14 protein-coding genes are annotated in these 15,499 nt (G+C 70.9%); 10 read left to right on the forward strand and 4 right to left on the reverse strand.

Going from position 1 to position 15,499, the window contains the following annotated elements; all coding sequences use genetic code 11:
• Positions 1 to 99 precede the first annotated feature (99 nt).
• From FRZ03_RS27630 to FRZ03_RS27640, 3 genes are read left to right on the forward strand one after another with little or no spacing between them, the layout of a single operon-like run.
• A complete protein-coding gene (locus FRZ03_RS27630; RefSeq protein WP_146467846.1) occupies positions 100 to 477 on the forward strand; it encodes an acyl carrier protein in 378 nt (125 codons plus the stop codon).
• Positions 449 to 1,207 carry a 4'-phosphopantetheinyl transferase family protein gene (locus FRZ03_RS27635; RefSeq protein ID WP_146467847.1) on the forward strand — a complete coding sequence of 253 codons (759 nt, stop codon included), beginning with the start codon at positions 449 to 451 and terminating at the stop codon, positions 1,205 to 1,207. The genes FRZ03_RS27630 and FRZ03_RS27635 overlap by 29 nt, the downstream gene beginning before the upstream one ends.
• A gap of 1 nt (position 1,208) precedes the next feature.
• Positions 1,209 to 1,952, forward strand: coding sequence for a thioesterase II family protein (locus FRZ03_RS27640; protein ID WP_146467848.1), 744 nt, complete (start codon positions 1,209 to 1,211; stop codon positions 1,950 to 1,952).
• A gap of 84 nt (positions 1,953 to 2,036) precedes the next feature.
• Here FRZ03_RS27640 and FRZ03_RS27645 read toward each other — a convergent pair whose 3' ends face one another.
• Both FRZ03_RS27645 and FRZ03_RS27650 read right to left on the reverse strand, forming a co-directional pair.
• Complete coding sequence (locus FRZ03_RS27645) at positions 2,037 to 3,143, reverse strand: Gfo/Idh/MocA family protein (protein WP_146467849.1); 1,107 nt, start codon at positions 3,141 to 3,143, stop codon at positions 2,037 to 2,039.
• A 56-nt stretch (positions 3,144 to 3,199) separates the two neighbouring features.
• Positions 3,200 to 3,745: a flavin reductase family protein gene (locus FRZ03_RS27650; protein ID WP_146467850.1), complete on the reverse strand. Its 546-nt coding sequence runs from the start codon at positions 3,743 to 3,745 to the stop codon at positions 3,200 to 3,202.
• A gap of 125 nt (positions 3,746 to 3,870) precedes the next feature.
• Here FRZ03_RS27650 and FRZ03_RS27655 point away from each other — a divergent pair, with 125 nt between their 5' ends.
• Complete coding sequence (locus tag FRZ03_RS27655) at positions 3,871 to 4,914, forward strand: LysR family transcriptional regulator (RefSeq protein WP_146467851.1); 1,044 nt, start codon at positions 3,871 to 3,873, stop codon at positions 4,912 to 4,914.
• A 53-nt stretch (positions 4,915 to 4,967) separates the two neighbouring features.
• Here FRZ03_RS27655 and FRZ03_RS27660 read toward each other — a convergent pair whose 3' ends face one another.
• Both FRZ03_RS27660 and FRZ03_RS27665 read right to left on the reverse strand, forming a co-directional pair.
• Positions 4,968 to 6,512 (reverse strand): amino acid adenylation domain-containing protein, encoded by a 1,545-nt coding sequence (locus tag FRZ03_RS27660; protein ID WP_146467852.1) that lies wholly within the window; start codon positions 6,510 to 6,512, stop codon positions 4,968 to 4,970.
• 533 nt (positions 6,513 to 7,045) lie between these two features.
• Positions 7,046 to 7,609: a CGNR zinc finger domain-containing protein gene (locus FRZ03_RS27665; protein WP_146467853.1), complete on the reverse strand. Its 564-nt coding sequence runs from the start codon at positions 7,607 to 7,609 to the stop codon at positions 7,046 to 7,048.
• 141 nt (positions 7,610 to 7,750) lie between these two features.
• On the opposite strand from FRZ03_RS27665, the gene FRZ03_RS27670 reads away from it, so the two are divergent.
• From FRZ03_RS27670 to FRZ03_RS27695, 6 genes are all read left to right on the forward strand, one after another.
• The gene (locus FRZ03_RS27670) at positions 7,751 to 9,124 is read left to right on the forward strand and encodes an MFS transporter (protein ID WP_146467854.1); all 1,374 of its coding nucleotides are present in this window, start codon (positions 7,751 to 7,753) and stop codon (positions 9,122 to 9,124) included.
• A gap of 218 nt (positions 9,125 to 9,342) precedes the next feature.
• Positions 9,343 to 9,597: a hypothetical protein gene (locus FRZ03_RS27675; RefSeq protein WP_146467855.1), complete on the forward strand. Its 255-nt coding sequence runs from the start codon at positions 9,343 to 9,345 to the stop codon at positions 9,595 to 9,597.
• Complete coding sequence (locus FRZ03_RS27680) at positions 9,594 to 12,749, forward strand: non-ribosomal peptide synthetase (RefSeq protein ID WP_146467856.1); 3,156 nt, start codon at positions 9,594 to 9,596, stop codon at positions 12,747 to 12,749. Before FRZ03_RS27675 ends, FRZ03_RS27680 begins: the two co-directional genes overlap by 4 nt.
• The gene (locus FRZ03_RS27685; RefSeq protein WP_146467857.1) at positions 12,749 to 13,480 is read left to right on the forward strand and encodes an alpha/beta fold hydrolase; all 732 of its coding nucleotides are present in this window, start codon (positions 12,749 to 12,751) and stop codon (positions 13,478 to 13,480) included. Before FRZ03_RS27680 ends, FRZ03_RS27685 begins: the two co-directional genes overlap by 1 nt.
• On the forward strand, positions 13,477 to 14,217 hold the full coding sequence (locus FRZ03_RS27690; RefSeq protein ID WP_146467858.1) for an SDR family NAD(P)-dependent oxidoreductase: 741 nt from the start codon (positions 13,477 to 13,479) through the stop codon (positions 14,215 to 14,217). Before FRZ03_RS27685 ends, FRZ03_RS27690 begins: the two co-directional genes overlap by 4 nt.
• 6 nt (positions 14,218 to 14,223) lie before the next feature.
• Positions 14,224 to 15,499 (forward strand): glutamate-5-semialdehyde dehydrogenase (locus FRZ03_RS27695; protein ID WP_146467859.1); only part of this gene is annotated, 1,276 nt, incomplete at its 3' end.

The following is a 15,499-nucleotide window of genomic DNA, read 5'->3' on the forward strand; positions in this document are numbered from 1 at the left end:
CCCGGCGCGCCACCGGCCGTCCCCCTGACCGTGACCGATAGAGAGACAAAGACAGTGGATCAGGCCGTACTCGATTGGTTCTCCCTCAGCCCGTCGGCAATGTCCCGACCTCAGGAACCTGAACCCCGGCTGCCCCCGGCCGCGCCGCCCTCATCCGGGCCCGCGCTGCGACACGCGCACCCCGCCGAGCGGGGACGGCTCCTGGAGGATCTCGTCCGCCAGGAGATCGGGTACGTACTCAACTGCCCACCGGCCGCGGTCGACCGGCACCAGACCCTGACCGACCTGGGAGTCGGCTCCATGACCGGCCTGGAGCTCCAGCGCCGTATCGCCGCCGTCCTCGCGATCGAGCCCGAGCTGACCTTCATCCTGCGGGCCCCCGACACCGGAACGCTGGCCCGCTACCTAGACAGACTCCTCACCTCATCCAAGGCAGGGACTGAACAGCGTGACATTGCCGATCCCGCCGCAAAGTAGCGCAGACCTGTGGATCCTGCGCCAGCCGCCGCTCGGTAGCTGCACGGGTGAACTGGACCTCACAGAACTCGACGCGGCCGAACAGAGCCGCGCCGGGACGTGCCGGCGCGAGGCGGGCCGGCTCCTCTACAGCAGCGCGCACGTGGGGCTGCGCCGCGTGCTCAGCGCCTACCTGGACGTCGATCCGCGCAGTCTACGGATGGGCCGGGAGGCCTGCCCGTGCTGCGATGAGCCGCACGGCAGGCCGGTCCTCGAAGCCCCCGACACCCCCCTGCACTTCTCTCTCTCCCACAGCAACGGCATGGCTCTCATCGGCGTCTCGACCGTGCCGATCGGCGTCGACGTGGAGAAGGTCCCCACAACCGAGACGGTCCGCGTCTGCACCCCCGCTCTGCACCCAGACGAACAACGCGAGCTGGCGGCCGGGCCCCAGGACGTCGTCGTGTTCGGACAGATGTGGACACGCAAGGAGGCATACCTGAAGGGCCTGGGCACTGGACTCGGCCGCCCCCTGGCCTACGACTACCTCGGCGCCGATCCGGCGCTGCGGCCCTACGGCTGGGAGGTCATCGACGTCCCCTGCGGCCCGCAGCACGTCGCGGCCGCCGCGCTGCGCGGCACGCAGCGGGCCCGAGTACGGGTGCACTGGCTGGCCATGGAAACCCTGTACAAGGACAACCCGGCGCCGCTCGATCACCAGCGCTCCCTCCTCGCCGAACTGGCCGCCTGAGATGCCCATCCTCGATCTCAACCCGGCCCTGCGCGGCGAGCCCGCCCATACCCTGGTGCTCTTCCACCACGCGGGCGGCTCGTCGCGCGGCTTTGCTCCGCTGCTGCCCCATCTGCCCGCGGACTGGCGCGTCTGGGGAGTCGATCTGCCCGGCCGCCTCCTGGACCGCGGCACGGCGCGGTGCCGTACCGCCGCGGAAGCCGTCGACTACCTGCGCACGACCCTGGGCCCCGCTCTGTCGGGCCCGTTCTCCGTCTTCGGCCACAGCCTGGGGGCGCTGCTCGCCTTCGAGGTGGCGCGGCGGCTGGAGTCGGAGCGCAGGGGGCCGTGCTGGCTCGGTGTCTCAGGAAGCCGGGCCCCGCAGCGGCTCGGCGCCGTTCCGAGCCCGTCGAGGCCGGCCCGCGACCTCCTGAGCCAGGTGCACGGCCTAGGCGGATGGCCCGGTGACCACGACGACCGCCACGCCCTCGCTCGACTGGTGGCGCGCACCCTGAGCGCCGACCTGAACCTCGTTGACGACTACGCCTACACGCCCGGCACACCGCTGCGTACGGCGCTGTCCGTGTTCGGAGGGAAGGACGATCCGCTGGCGCCCGCAGCGGCCCTGGGGGAGTGGTCCGCCCTCGCCAGCGGGCCGGTGCCCTGCCACACCTGGCCCGGCGGGCACTTCTACCTCTACGAGCATGCGGAAGCGGTGTGCGCCCGGCTCGTTGCCTCCTGCCGGTCCCAGACGACCCGTGGCTGACGCCCGCCGGGCGCGCGGACGCACACAGAACCGCCCCGCAGACACCTGTCTGCGGGCGGTTCTGTGTGCCGCCGTACGCAGGACCTACTGACGGGTCCCGGTCTCGGCGGACCTGACGATGCGATCCAGCAGACGGTGGTGCTCGACCGCGTGCCGGAAGCCAGGCACCGTACTGCTGCCGGTGTGCAGGTCCTCACGCAGCTGCGCGTACGCGTGCGCCACGACACCCGCGGGACCGTCCACGCCGTCGACCTCCTGGTACCGGGAAGGAACGGGAAGCGGCGACAGCTGCTGGTCGTTGCCGCGCGCGCCGCTGATCTCGAACTGGCCGAACTGGAGGTGCCCGGTGTTCCCCGAGATCACCAGGTCGCCGTCCGTGCCGTTGATCTCCCAGTGCAGGTTGGTTGCCCGGCTCGAACCGCCGCGGTAGTGCAGCGAGGCGACCGCCCCGCTCGCCAGCCGGCCGGAGACGGCGATCTGGTCCTCGGCGGTCATCGGGATGCTCTCACCGGTGTCGGAGACCCGGACCGTGGGACGTCGCGTGGCCGTGGTCGCGCTCAGCTCCGTGAAGGACGACAGGCACATGGTCAGGGCGTCGAGCGTGTGACCGAACGGAATGGTCATGAGCGTCGCCCCATTGCTCCGGTCGACGGTGTACGCGCCTCCCGAGCCCACCGCCGGGCCCCAGCCGCCGCCCGAGCCGAGCAGCGTGGTCGACAGGACCTCGCCGACGTAACCGTCCGCGATCAGGTCACGGAGGTAGCGTACCGCCGGTGCCGAGCGCGACTGCAGTCCCACCGCTGTGCGCACCCCGTACCGCTGCGCCAGCAGGGCGAGCTCCTCGGCCTCGGCGAGCCCTGTGGCGAGCGGCCACTCGCTCAGCACGGCCTTGCCGGCCTCCAGCACGGGAAGGATCAACTCGCGGTGCCGGGGCACCCGTACGGCGATCACCACCAGGTCGATGTTCTCGTCGTGGGCAAGATCGCTCACGTCCGAGTAGGCGGCCGCGACGCCGTACCGCTGTGCCGCCCGCTCCGCGGACCGAGCGGACGAGGCCGCGAGTCCGCGCAGCTCGTAGCCCTCCACGGCCCGCAGCGCGGGCACATGGCCGCGCGAACCCCACCCTCCGTCGGCGCTGAGGCCGACGATGCCCACGCCGATGGGCTTGCGGGAGCCGGTGCTTGCTGTCATGAAGAAGTTCCTCCGGTCGGTTCGTTGAGACCGGTCCAGTGAGACCGGTCCCCATGTCAGTCGGCCAGGCGGCCGTACGCCCCGCGGTAGAACACCAGTGGCGCGTCCGTTCCGTGGCTGCCGATCCGGTGCACGCGCGCCACGACAACGTCATGGTCACCCGCCGGGTACTCGGCCTCGGTGGAGCACTCCAGCCAGGCAGGTGTCCCGTCCAGGACGGGCGCGCCGGTGGGCGTGGTGCTCCAGCTCAGTCCGCGGAACTTGTCGCTGCCCCGGGAGGCGAGCCGTGTACTGATCTCGTGCTGATTCTTCCCGAGTATGTTCACGCAATAGCGTTCCGCAGTACGGATCTTAGGCCAGCTGCTGCTCGTATGGGCCATACAGAAAAGCACCAGAGCGGGATCCAGGGAAACCGAGGTGAAGGAATTAACGACCACGCCCGCCGGCGTGGAGTCGATTCCGTGCAGGGCCGTGACGGCGACCACTCCGGTGGTGAAGTTGCCCAGGGCGGCGCGGAATTCATCGGGATCAATCCGGTCGGACGAGGGGACCGGAAGGCCGATCGGACGCTGGATTTGAGGGGGCGCGACTGACGAGGACATGCTGCCATGGTTCGTCGTATCCACAGCATCGCGCAAGTGCCCCTCGGTGGTATTGGTGAGGGCAACACCGGCAACGGGTGCGACTCCCTTTCCTCATCCGTAAGGTCGTGTAGCGGGGCGGGCTCGTGCGCCCGTCCGGCACGGCCCGATTGCCGATCGGATTCTGGCCGCGCGTTTCTGTTCCACGGACGATTGGGGTTCATCGTGCACGACAGCGCGCAGAGTCGGACGTCGACTGGAGACGAGCCGTGAACATAAAGCAGCTCGACGCCTTCCTCGCGGTCGCGCAGTCACGGAGCTTCACGCAGGCCGCGCGCCTGCTGGGCCTGGCGCAGCCGACCGTCACCGCCCGCATCAAGGCACTGGAGCAGATTCTCGACGCGCCGCTGCTCGATCGCACCGCTGGCGGCGCCCAGCTCACGCCCGCGGGGCGGCGCCTGCACGACTACGCGTGCCGGATCGTCCGGCTCAGTGAACTGGCGCAGCACTGCGTAGCCGAACCCACCGACCGGACTCACCCGTTGGCGATCGGCGCTGCCGAGTGCATCACCACGTACCGCCTCGTCCCGCTCATCGAGTATCTGCATCTGCGCCACGGAGGCCTCGGCGTTTCCCTGCACGGCCTCGACGACGATCCGGTCTCCCTTGTGCGTGAGGAGCGCGTGGACTGCGCCTTCTTCATCGGCCCCCGCCCCGCCACACCCGACGTGCACCACCGCACGCTGCGCCGCGAGTCGCTGAGCCTGGTGGCGGCGCCGTCCCACCCGCTGGTCGGGACAGTCGTCGTGTCGGCCGCGGAGTTTGCCGCTCAGACGCTGGTGTGCGCACACCGGTTAAGCAGCTACCAGCGGTGCCTGGAGGCCGAGTTGGCCGTGACCGGCGAGCCGGGAGGCGGCGTGCTCGCCCTCGGTTCGATCGACGCGGTCAAGCGCGGCGTCGGCGAGGGCATCGGGATCGCCCTGCTGCCCACCGTCGCCGTGCGCGACGAACTGCGGGAGGGACTGCTGGGCCGGATCGGCTGGCGGCCACCCTTCGAGGTCTTCTCGCAGTGCGTTTGGCGCCGCGGACTCGACGACGATCCTTCCTTTGCGACCGTCCTCGACGCGGCCCGTCAGGTGCTGGCCGAGGACGAGGCGGCCGACAGTGCCGCGCTGCGTCCCGCGTGCTGACACCCGCCGCCCTGTGCGCTGCGTGACCCGGCCGGGGCCGGCACGCCGGGCTCTCACGCGGCGATCGCCGCACCGAGCACGGTCGTCAGCGCCTTGCGGTCCACCTTGCCGTTCGCGTTGAGCGGCAGGGTGTCCAGGGCCGTCAGTGATCCCGGCACCATGTACGCGGGCAGCCGCGTGGCAAGCTGCTCCAGCGCCTCGGCGGTGTCTGTGACAGTTCCCGTGCACACGGCGCCAAGTTCGACGTCGCCGCCGGGCCCCGGCACCGCCAGGACGACGGCCTCGGCGACGCCGGCGAGGTCGAGCAGCGCCGACTCGATCTCCCCGAGCTCGACCCGGTAGCCCCGGATCTTGAGCTGATGGTCGAGCCGGCCGAGGTGGACAAGCGCCCCGTCGAGATAGCCCACCCGGTCGCCCGTGCGGTACCAGTCGTCGGCCGTGAGCGGCGTCGCGCCGTCGTGGATCACCGCGGTTCCGTCCACCATGCGCAGGAACCTGCCGATGTTGTCGGACGGGTCCAGATAGCCGGGGAAGCGCTGCGAGCCGCGTACCACCAGTTCGCCCATCTGGCCAGGTCGGCCCGCTTCGTCGAGCACGAGGTGTTCCTGGCCCGGGTACGGCGTTCCGATGGGCACCGTGCCGTTGGCCGGCCGCGGCCAGTTCTCCGGGGCGTCCGGGAGCCGGAACTCGGTCCAGGTGACCGTCATTTCGGTGGGGCCGTAGATGTTCTCCAGGACGGACTGCGGGGCGGCGGCCCGCCACGCCCGGGCGTGATGCAGCGTCAGCGCCTCGCCGCAGAACAGACTCCAGCGCAGCGTCGGCATGGAGCCGGGCCTGAGCGCGCGCAGCCGCATGGCGATGGAGGCGACGGAGGGCACGGAGTTCCAGTGCGTGATGCGCGCGCGGTTCACGAACCGCACCGGTGTCAGCAGGTCCTTCTTGTCCGGCACGACGAGCGCGGCGCCCGAGCCCCAGGCGGCGAACATGTCATACACGGACGGGTCGAAGGTGAGGTCGAAGGTCTGTGAGACGCGGGCCTCGGGGTCCAGCTCGTAGCGCGGAATGACATGGCTCAGATAGGCCGACACGTTGCGGTGGACGATGGGCACGCCCTTGGGCCGGCCGGTCGAGCCCGACGTGAACAGGATGTAGGCGAGGTCGTCGGGGCCTGCAGCCGACGCGGGCAGGTCTGGGACCGGGCGGGAGCGCAGGGCGTCCATGCGCGCGGCGGGAAGGTCCACCGCCGGCGCTCCCAGGTCCGTCCCGTCCTCGGTGATTACGAGGTCGAGTTCGGCGTCAGCGGCGATCGTCGCGTTGCGCACGAGCGGCCAGGCCGGGTTGAGGGGAACGACGACGGCGCCGAGGCGCTGCACGGCGAGGTAACCCGCGTAGGCGGCCGTGCTGCGCGCGGCCAGCAGGCCGACGCGGGCGGGCACGCCGCCGTGCACGGCGATGAGTTCGCCCGCCACGCGTGCGGCGAGCGCGTCGAGTTCGGCGTAGGTCACCTCCTCACCGGCGACCTCGAGCGCGGTTTGCCGGTCGCCGTGTTGGGCAACGGAGGCCGCGAACCAGTCGTACAGGGTCCTGAGGGTGTCCATAGTGTCCGGTCCTCTTCCGTGGCGCGGTGTATGGGGAGCCCCACCCGAGCCTTTTCGGAAGGGCGGTGAAACGGGCCGAGGGCGTTGGTAGAATACTTTTCCGTGCTTTCCGAAGAGTCAAGGGCCAGATTTCTCGGGGCCGGGCGGCGATAGATTATTCAAATACTCTATTTGCCGTCGCGTTCCAGGAGCCTGGACTATTCCATGGTCCCGCACCCGGGATCGAATCGCCCATTTCTCCGGTGAGGGCCCCGTGACCCCGAATCCAGAAGTCCGGCCCAGTTCACCGCTCCAGGAAGGCGCTCTGGTGGATCCAGCACCGGGGCGGGCCGGCGACCGACCTTGCCGACGGCGGCCTCGACCGCTGCCAGGGATTCCTCGCCGGCGACACGCACTCCGCGCGCCTAGCGGGCGGCCCCTCCGAGCTGCTGAGAGGCCCGCTGTCGACGAGGCGGCAGGACCTGGTGAGCGAACACGACGGCGCGATGAACCGGGCCGCTCGTGTTCCGTACGGGGCCGCCCCCGGTGTGCCGTCAGCCGGGCTGTGCGGCGCCCGCGGCCTGTCGGGCCGCGTAGCGGCGGGCCTTCGCGCGGTTGCCGCACACGCGCATCGAGCACCAGCGGCCGCTGCGGTTCTTGGACGTGTCCCAGAAGACCCAGGCGCAGGCGTGCTCGGAGCAGCGCTTGAGGCGGGCGGCCTCGCCGGTGACGGCCAGTTCGCTCCAGGCGACGGCGAGCGCCGCGAGCGCTTTCCTGGGCGCCGTGAGCTCTGGGGCGGGGGCGAGCGCGCCAGGTGTATCGCCGCCCGCGGTGACGACGACGGGCAGTTCGAGCAGCGCCTCGGTCGCCTCCTGCTGCAGCGCAGGATCGGGCCGGTCGCCGACGTGCGCGCCCAGGGCCTCGCGGATGCCGGAACGCAGGCGCAGTCCCAGGGTGTGCTCCGCGGCACCGACCCGCTCGCCGCCGCGCAGCAGCCCCTGGGCGCGCAGCCAGGCGTCGAGCTTGCGGGCCGTGTCGATCTCGTCGGTCGCGCACTCGACGTCGACCGTGTTGGCGAACGCCTGGATCAGCTGGGCGGACGCCGGTGCGTCACGCATGAGCCACCTCCCGTGGAGAGCGTCCAGCCTACACCGGCTAACCGGCTATCGGCTTTGCCGGGTAGCGGCGAGATGTGTTCCCGTGCCAGACTCGACGTCCCGGGCTAACCGGCAAAACCGTTAGGCAGTTAGGGGAGACTGATGAGCGACCAGAGCACCACGCAGGCGCCGGTGGCACTCGCCGCCTCCGTGGCGGCGCCCGCCCCTGAATCCGGGCAACCCGCGGCGCCCGTGGCAGGGCCCACCCTCGACCCGGCGCAGCCCACCGCACGCCGCGGCAGCCGCAACACCGTCGTCCTGCTCGTCTTCACGGCCATCACCAACCTCGCCGACGGCGTCACCAAGATCGCGCTGCCGCTCCTGGCCACACGCGCCTCCGCGTCCCCGGCCCAGGTCTCCGCGGTCTCCCTCACCCTGTCCCTGCCCTGGCTGCTGGCCGCCCTCCACGTCGGCGTCCTCGTGGACCGCCTCGACCGGCGCCGCCTGCTGTGGGGCGCCAACGGCCTGCGCCTGGTCGCACTCGGCGCGCTGATGCCGCTCGCTGCGGCCGGCGTCGTCACCATCCCGGTGCTCTGCGCCGCCGGCCTCGTCCTGGGCATCGCGGAAGTCATCGCCCTCACCTCGGCCTCGGCGATGATCCCGGCGCTGACCCCGCCGGAGGGCCGGGAGCGGGCCAACACCTGGATCGCGGGCGCGGAGACGGTCTGCAACGAGTTCGCCGGGCCCTTCGTCGGCGGTCTGCTGCTCGCGGCGGGCACCGGCGTCGCCCTCGGCGCGACCTGGGTGTCGTACCTGGCGGCCTCGCTCGTCGTCGTCCTGCTCGTCGGCCGGTTCCGCGCGAGCGGGCGGGAAGGCGGTCGCGCGGCCGGCAAGAACGCGGCTCCCGAAACCGTCCGCGTAGAGATCGTGGACGGTCTGCGCTACCTGTGGCAGCACACCCTGCTGCGTACCATGGCGCTCATCCTCACGGTTTTGTGCACGTGCTGGGGGGCCTGGCTCGCCCTGATGCCGCTGTTCGCCACCTCCGTGATGCACCTGAACCCGAGCGAGTACGGCACCCTGCTGAGCGCCCTCGGCGTCGGCGGCCTGGTCGGTGCGCTCGCCGTCACCTGGCTGAACCGGTTCTTCGGCCGCCGCTGGGCCATGTTCGCCGACCTCGTCGGCACCTTCGCGATGATGGCCGTGCCCGCGGTGACGACCGACCTGTGGGCGGTGGCCGTCGCGGCCTTTCTCGGCGGCATGGGCGGCACCCTGTGGACGGTGAACGCGCGGACCATGGCGCAGCGGCTTGTGCCCGATGCCATGCTCGGCCGCTTCGGAGCCGTCAGCCGGCTGTTCAGCTGGGGAGCGATGCCGGTCGGCGCGGGCCTGATGGGCCTGCTCGCCGAATGGTCCGGCCTGCGCTTCGCCTTCGGCTTCTTCGCCCTGACGGTCGCCCTCACCGTCCCGCCGTTCCTGCGCGTACTGACTCGGCCCGTGCTGGCGGAGGCGTTCGGCGACGGGCGGCACGCCTGACAAGCACCACCAGCACCACTGCACGTCCCAGGAGGAGGCCGGAGACCCGGCCTCCTCCTTTCTATTGAATTTATTGATGAGCCCTTCTCGGGGATTCTTTAGGTAAGTGCGATCAGATATTTCAATAGGTGCACGAGGTGGCTGTTGACCAACGGGAACGCTCTGCTGAATCATTTATGGTGCGCCACGAAGCGACCTTTTTCAGAGGAGTCTGAGCAATGAACCATGCGGACGAGATGGCCGATGGAGAAATAAGTTCAGTCATTTCGAGACACATCCGTGCGTCATTCGACGACAATTCCCTGCTGGCCGAGGTTGGGCTGCATTCACTGTCCGTACTGCGCATCGCCAGTGAACTGATCACCGACCCGGATCAGGAGATCGACCCCACCGGCCTTGCCGCAGTGCACACAGTAGGCGAACTCCGGCAGTGGCTGCGCGGGCTCCTCGCCCCGAAGGAGAACCTCCGATGACCGTAGCGTCGCAGGCCGCCACGGCCACCCTCCCCCTCACCGCCGCCCAGAAGGGGCTTCTCGTCGTGCACCGCACGGTGCCGGTGCCCCACCTCTACAACGTCCTGGCCGAACTGGAACTGGACCCGGCCTTCGCCCCGGCCGACCTCGCTACGGCCCTCACCGACGTCCTCGCGGTGCAGCCGGCCCTGCGGCTGGCGATCCGCGAGGGCGCCGACCCGCACGCCGTGCTCGGCGACGCCCCCTCCGACGCTCCGCTGCACCACATCACCACCACCGCCACGGAATTCGACCGGCGGCGCACGGAACTCCTTGCCGAGCTTGGAGGCACCGCCTTCGACCTGACGCGCTCCCCGCTGCTGCGCACCGCGCTGCTGCGTACCGCCGATGGAACCCGCTCGACGCTGCTTCTCGTTGTGCACCACCTCGTCTTCGATGGTTTCTCGCTGCGTCAGTTCGTCCGCGACCTGACCGCGGCCGTCAAAGGTGTACTGGACGTCGAGACGGTACGCACCGCACGCGAGCGCGCCCTGCGACGCGAACTGGACGCCCAGCTCCAGTCCGCGGGCGACGACGAGACGGAGCGCGTGGCGAAGGCCCTGGCCGATCGGCTGCGGGCCACCGCCGCCACAGTCCTCAACCCGCGGCCCAATCGCCCCGTCACCACCGGCTTCACCGGTACCCGGCGCGAGATCCGGCTGACGTCCCGGCAGTCCGCGGGCCTGGACAGACTGTGCGCGACGCTCGGCGTCAGCCCGTTCGTCCTCTTCTCCGCCGCCTATGCGGCCGTGCTGGCCCGGCATTCCTCCAACACCGCCGTCGTCTTCGGCAGCCCCGTCATGGCACGCCGCACCCTCGGCTCCTTCGACCTGTGCGGCTTCTTCGTCAACACCCTGCCGCTCATCGTGGACGTACCCTGGGACGCGCCCTTCGACGTCTTCGTCAAGGAGACCGTCCAGGCCGAGGCCGGCCGGGCCCGCGCCGCCGCCGCCGTCTCCTTCGACCGCATCGTCCGCCACGTGGACCCGGACCGCACGACCAATCGCAACCCGGTCTTCTCCTGCATGCTCGCCCTCCAGGACGCGGCCGAGGCCGAGGCAGGATCCGTGGTCCGCCGTGTCCGCGAACACGGCAACGGAACAGCCAAGTTCGACCTCTGGCTCGGAGTGACGCCCGGCCCCGAAGGCTGGTCCCTCGAACTGGAGAGCGACCGTGAACTGCTGCCGGAACCCTTGGTGGACGCCCTGGCCGCGTCCCTGCGCACCGTCCTGGACCGTACCGTCGCACAGCCCGGTCAGACCGTCGCCGACCTCTTCGTGGACACCTCGCCCGAGGACTCCCACGCCCACGACGGGTTCCGGCGCCGCCTGCCCCAACCCGATCTGTACAGCGCGGTACGGGCCGCAGCTAAGGCCCGGCCCGGACAGGTTGCTGTCGAGGAGGACGACTGCCGGCTGACCTACGCAGAGCTGGACCGCCTGGCCACGGCCGGCGCGGTCACACTGGCCGCGCGCGGCGTCGCGCGCGGCACTGTCGTCGGCCTCACCACGACCACGCTCGTGGACACGACCGTCACCGTCCTCGCGGTCCTCGCCTGCGGCGCCGTCTTCCTGCCGCTGGACCTCGGCTTGCCCGCCGACCGACTGATGTACATGACGGGCAAGGCGGACTGCCGCCTGGTCGTGGGCGACGTCCCGGTCGGCGGCGTGGATCTACTCACCCCGGCCGAACTGACCGCCGGGCCCCAGGGCATGGCATCCGATGAGCCTGCCGCGGCGAAGGCATCCGACGGCGTCTACATCATGTTCACCTCGGGCTCCACCGGCCGCCCCAAGGGCGTGCTGATGAACAGCGGCCCCCTGATGAACCTCACCGAGTGGCAGCTCGACGCCCTGGACATGGACGAGCACACCCGGTTCCTGCAGTACGCGCCATTGGGCTTCGACGTCTCCTTCCAGGAGATCCTGCCGACCCTCATCGCCGGCGGGACGCTCGTCTCACGCGAGCCGGCTGACCGCCGAGACCTGCCCGCTGTCGTCGAGCGCGTGCGCGCACACCGCGTCACCCACGTCTACCTACCGGTCGCCGCACTGCCCGCGTTCGTCCGGGCCGCACTGGACGCCGGCGACGAACTGCCGCACCTGAGCTACGTCTGCGTATCCGGCGAACAGCTTCTGATCGACGACCGCGTCCGGCGTTTCTTCGCCGACCGCCCGCACCTGTGCCTGGTGAACCTGTACGGCCCCACCGAAACCCACGCCGTCACGACTCACCGGCTCAGCATCGACAACCGTCCCTGGCCCTCCCACGTCCCCATCGGCCGCCCGATCTCCGACGTTGCGGCGCACGTGGTGGACACCACGGGACACCTCGCCCCGCGCGGAGTGCCCGGCGAGCTCTACCTCGCGGGCGCCTGCCCGGCGCTGGGCTACGTCAACGACCCCGCACGCACGACGGAACGGTTCCTGCCCGACCCGTACGCCGACGACGCGCGGGCCCGCATGTACCGGACCGGGGACCAGGTCATGCGCGACGAGAGCGGCGTGCTGCTCTTCCTCGGCCGCGACGACGACCAGGTCAAGATCCGCGGCTACCGGGTCGAGCTCGGGGAGCTGGAGAGCGCCGCCGCCTCCCACCCCGACGTGCGGCTCGCCGTGGGTGTCGTGCACGGCGAGGGGCACGAACGCCGGCTCGCCCTGTTCTTCCGGCCAGAGGACGGCCGTTCACCCGACCCGGACGGAATCCGCCGACACGTGGCGGCCGCCCTGCCCAGCTACATGGTGCCCGCCCGGGTCTTCCCCGTGGACGCCGTGCCCACCACCCGTAACGGCAAGGTGGACCGTGCAGCCCTCGCTGCACAGGCCCAGCGGGCCCTGACCGACGATGCACGGTCCGCGTCCGCCGCGACCACCACCACCGACGATCCGCTCGTCGCGGCGCTCCAGCAGATGTGGGCGAACTTGCTTGGCCTCGCCGAGGTACCGGTCGACCGGTCGCTCCTGGAGTACGGCGCCCATTCGCTCACCGTGATGGCCGCCGGTGCCCGGATCGAGGAGGAGCACGGCGTGCAGATCCCGATCCTCGACTTCTTCCGCGATCCGACCATCCAAGCGCAGGCGGCCTGGATCACCACCCTCCGTGAGGACGCCTGATGCCGACCACAACCCATGAGACCAGACTGCTCGTCCCGCTCGCCCAGCGGCCCGGACCGCTCAGCAGCGTCCTCCTCCACCCGGCCGGCGGCGGACTCGGCCAGTACCTCGGCACCGCTGCCCGACTGGCGCGCCACGGCAGCGTCTTCGGCATTCGCGCCGCCGGACTGCTGCCCGGCGAGGAACCGCACGACGACGTGGCGGACATGACCAGCACCTACCTCGACCTGCTCGACCATTTCTCCGAGCGCCCGCGCGTCCTGGTCGGCTGGTCCCTTGGCGGCGTGCTCGCCTGGGAACTGGCCGCACGCCTGGCCGAGAACGGTCCCGCCCCCGCCGTCGTGCTGATCGACAGTTTCACCGAGCACACCACCGTCAGCGCCGACGCCCGGGCCGACGCACTCGAAGCCATCGAACGGTCCGTCCGCCACCTCGGGGACGGCACCGACGCGGCACGGGCCCGCACCACCGCGCTCGCCCACGTGCGGGCCAGCGCCAGTCACCGCATCCGCTCCCGACCCGGCGGCCCTGCCCTCCTGGTGGCCTGCGACGGGCCCGACCGTGACCAACAGGTCGCCACCTGGCGCAAGCTGACGGACCGGCTGACCGTACGGGGCCTCGACTGCGGCCACTTCGAGGTCTTCGATCCGCCGTACCAACCGCGGCTCCTGGCGCACCTGGACGCTTTCCTGGACCTGCTCACCGACGCACCGCAGGAGACACCCCGATGACCAGCACCAGCCCCCTTGCCGTGGTCACCGGCGGTACACGTGGCATCGGCCTGGCCCTGTCCCGGCGCCTGCGCGCCCTCGGGTACCGCACGCTCGCCCTCTACCGCTCCGACAAGGACGCGGCACAGCGGGCCGCCGACGAGCACGGCATCAGCACGGTCCGCGCCGACCTCGGCGACCGCGCCTCCGTGCGCGCCGCCGCCCGGACGATCCTCGCCGAGCACGGTGCGCCCGAAGTGCTCGTGAACAACGCGGGCATCAACATCGATCGGCCCTTCCTCGAACTCACCGAGGACGACTGGCAGGACGTGCTCGACACCAACCTGTCCGGCCCCTTCCACCTTACCCAAGCCCTCGCCCCGGCGATGCTCGACGCCGGCACCGGAACCATCGTCAACGTCGGCGCGACCACTGGCCTGCGCCCCCGCCTCAACGGCGTCAACTACGCCGCTTCCAAGGCCGGACTGCTCCAGCTCACCAAGTGTCTGGCCCTGGAACTCGCCCCCACCGTGCGGGTCAACTGCCTGATCCCCGGGATGACCGAGACCCAGGAACTCGTCGATCGGTTCCGGCTCGACGACCCGGATCACCGCGCCGCAGTGTTGTCCGACATCCCGCAGCGACGCATCGGCTCCCCCGACGACATCGCTGACGCCCTCGAATACATCGTGGGTCCGCTCAGCCGCTACGTCACCGGTCAGAAGCTGATCGTCGACGGCGGCCAGTTCATGTGGTAGGAGATCATGACCGAAGACCTTCTCGTAACCGCCCGCGAAGCCGTCGACACCGCACCTCCCGTCGGCGACCTGGCCTACGAAAACTACTGCCGGGAGATCGCCAAACGGCTCGCCGCCCACTGGCCGGCCGTCCTGGAGGCGAACGCCGAGGACGTCGCCCACGCCGAGGAACGCGGCCTGTCCCCGGCCCTGCTCGACCGGCTCCGCCTGACCACCACCCACCTCGGCGGTCTGGAACGCCTCACCGAGGAAGTGCTGTCCGAACTCACCGAGGTCACCGCCCCCGGCACCGGTGCCCCGACCGGATCCTGGGGCACCCGCAGCCGCATCCCCAAGCCGCTCGGCGTCGTCTTCATGGTGTACGAGGCACGCCCCACGGTCACCGTGGAAGGCGCCCTGCTGCCCGTCGCCGTCGGCAACGCGGTGATCCTGCGCGGCGGCAAGGAGATCGCCCGCACAAACCAGGCCCTGGCGGCCGTCGCCCACGACGCCCTGGAGGCCGCCGGCCTGCCGACCGGCCTGGTCAGCGTCATCGACGACCCCAAGCGGACCCAGCTGCGTGCCCTCCTCAAGCGCCCCGACGCGATCGACGTGCTCATCCCGCGCGGCAGCCCGTCCCTCATCGACTACTGCCGCACCGCCTCCTCGATCCCCGTGATCGCCAGCGGCGGCGGCGTCAACCACCTCTACGTCCACCGCAGCGCGGACCTCGCCCTCGCCGCCGAGGCCGCACTCGACAGCAAGCTGCCCGAGCCCACCGCCTGCAACACCGCCGAGATGGTCCTGGTCGACGAGGAGGTCGCGGCCGACTTCGTCGCCGCCGTCCTGCGCGCCTCCGAGCGCGGCGACCGGCCAGTGAACGTGCGGCTCGCCGGGCGCACCCCGCGCCCCGAGTCCGCCGACGCCCCCGCCAGCAGCCGTCCCTGGAACCTCGGCGAACTGCAGGAGCACGACCTCGGCCGCGAGTTCCTCGACGCCACGATCGGCGTGTACCCGGTCTCGGGGCCGGACGAGGCGACCCGGCACATCCGGACGTACGGCTCCGGCCACACCGAGGGAGTCGTCGCTACCGACCCTGACGTCACACAAGAGTTCACCCGCCGAGTCGACGCCGCCGCGATCGTCGTCAACGGCTCCCTACGGCTGCACGACGGACCCACGCTCGGCCTCGGCTCCGAGATCTCCATCAGCACCGGCCGCATGCACGTCAGGGGCCCCGTCACGCTCGGGGCGCTCGTGACCCACAGCTGGGTCGTTGACGCGCGCGGCACCCTGCGCAGCT

The organism is Streptomyces misionensis, assembly GCF_007896895.1.
GTDB lineage: Bacteria > Actinomycetota > Actinomycetes > Streptomycetales > Streptomycetaceae > Streptomyces > Streptomyces misionensis_A.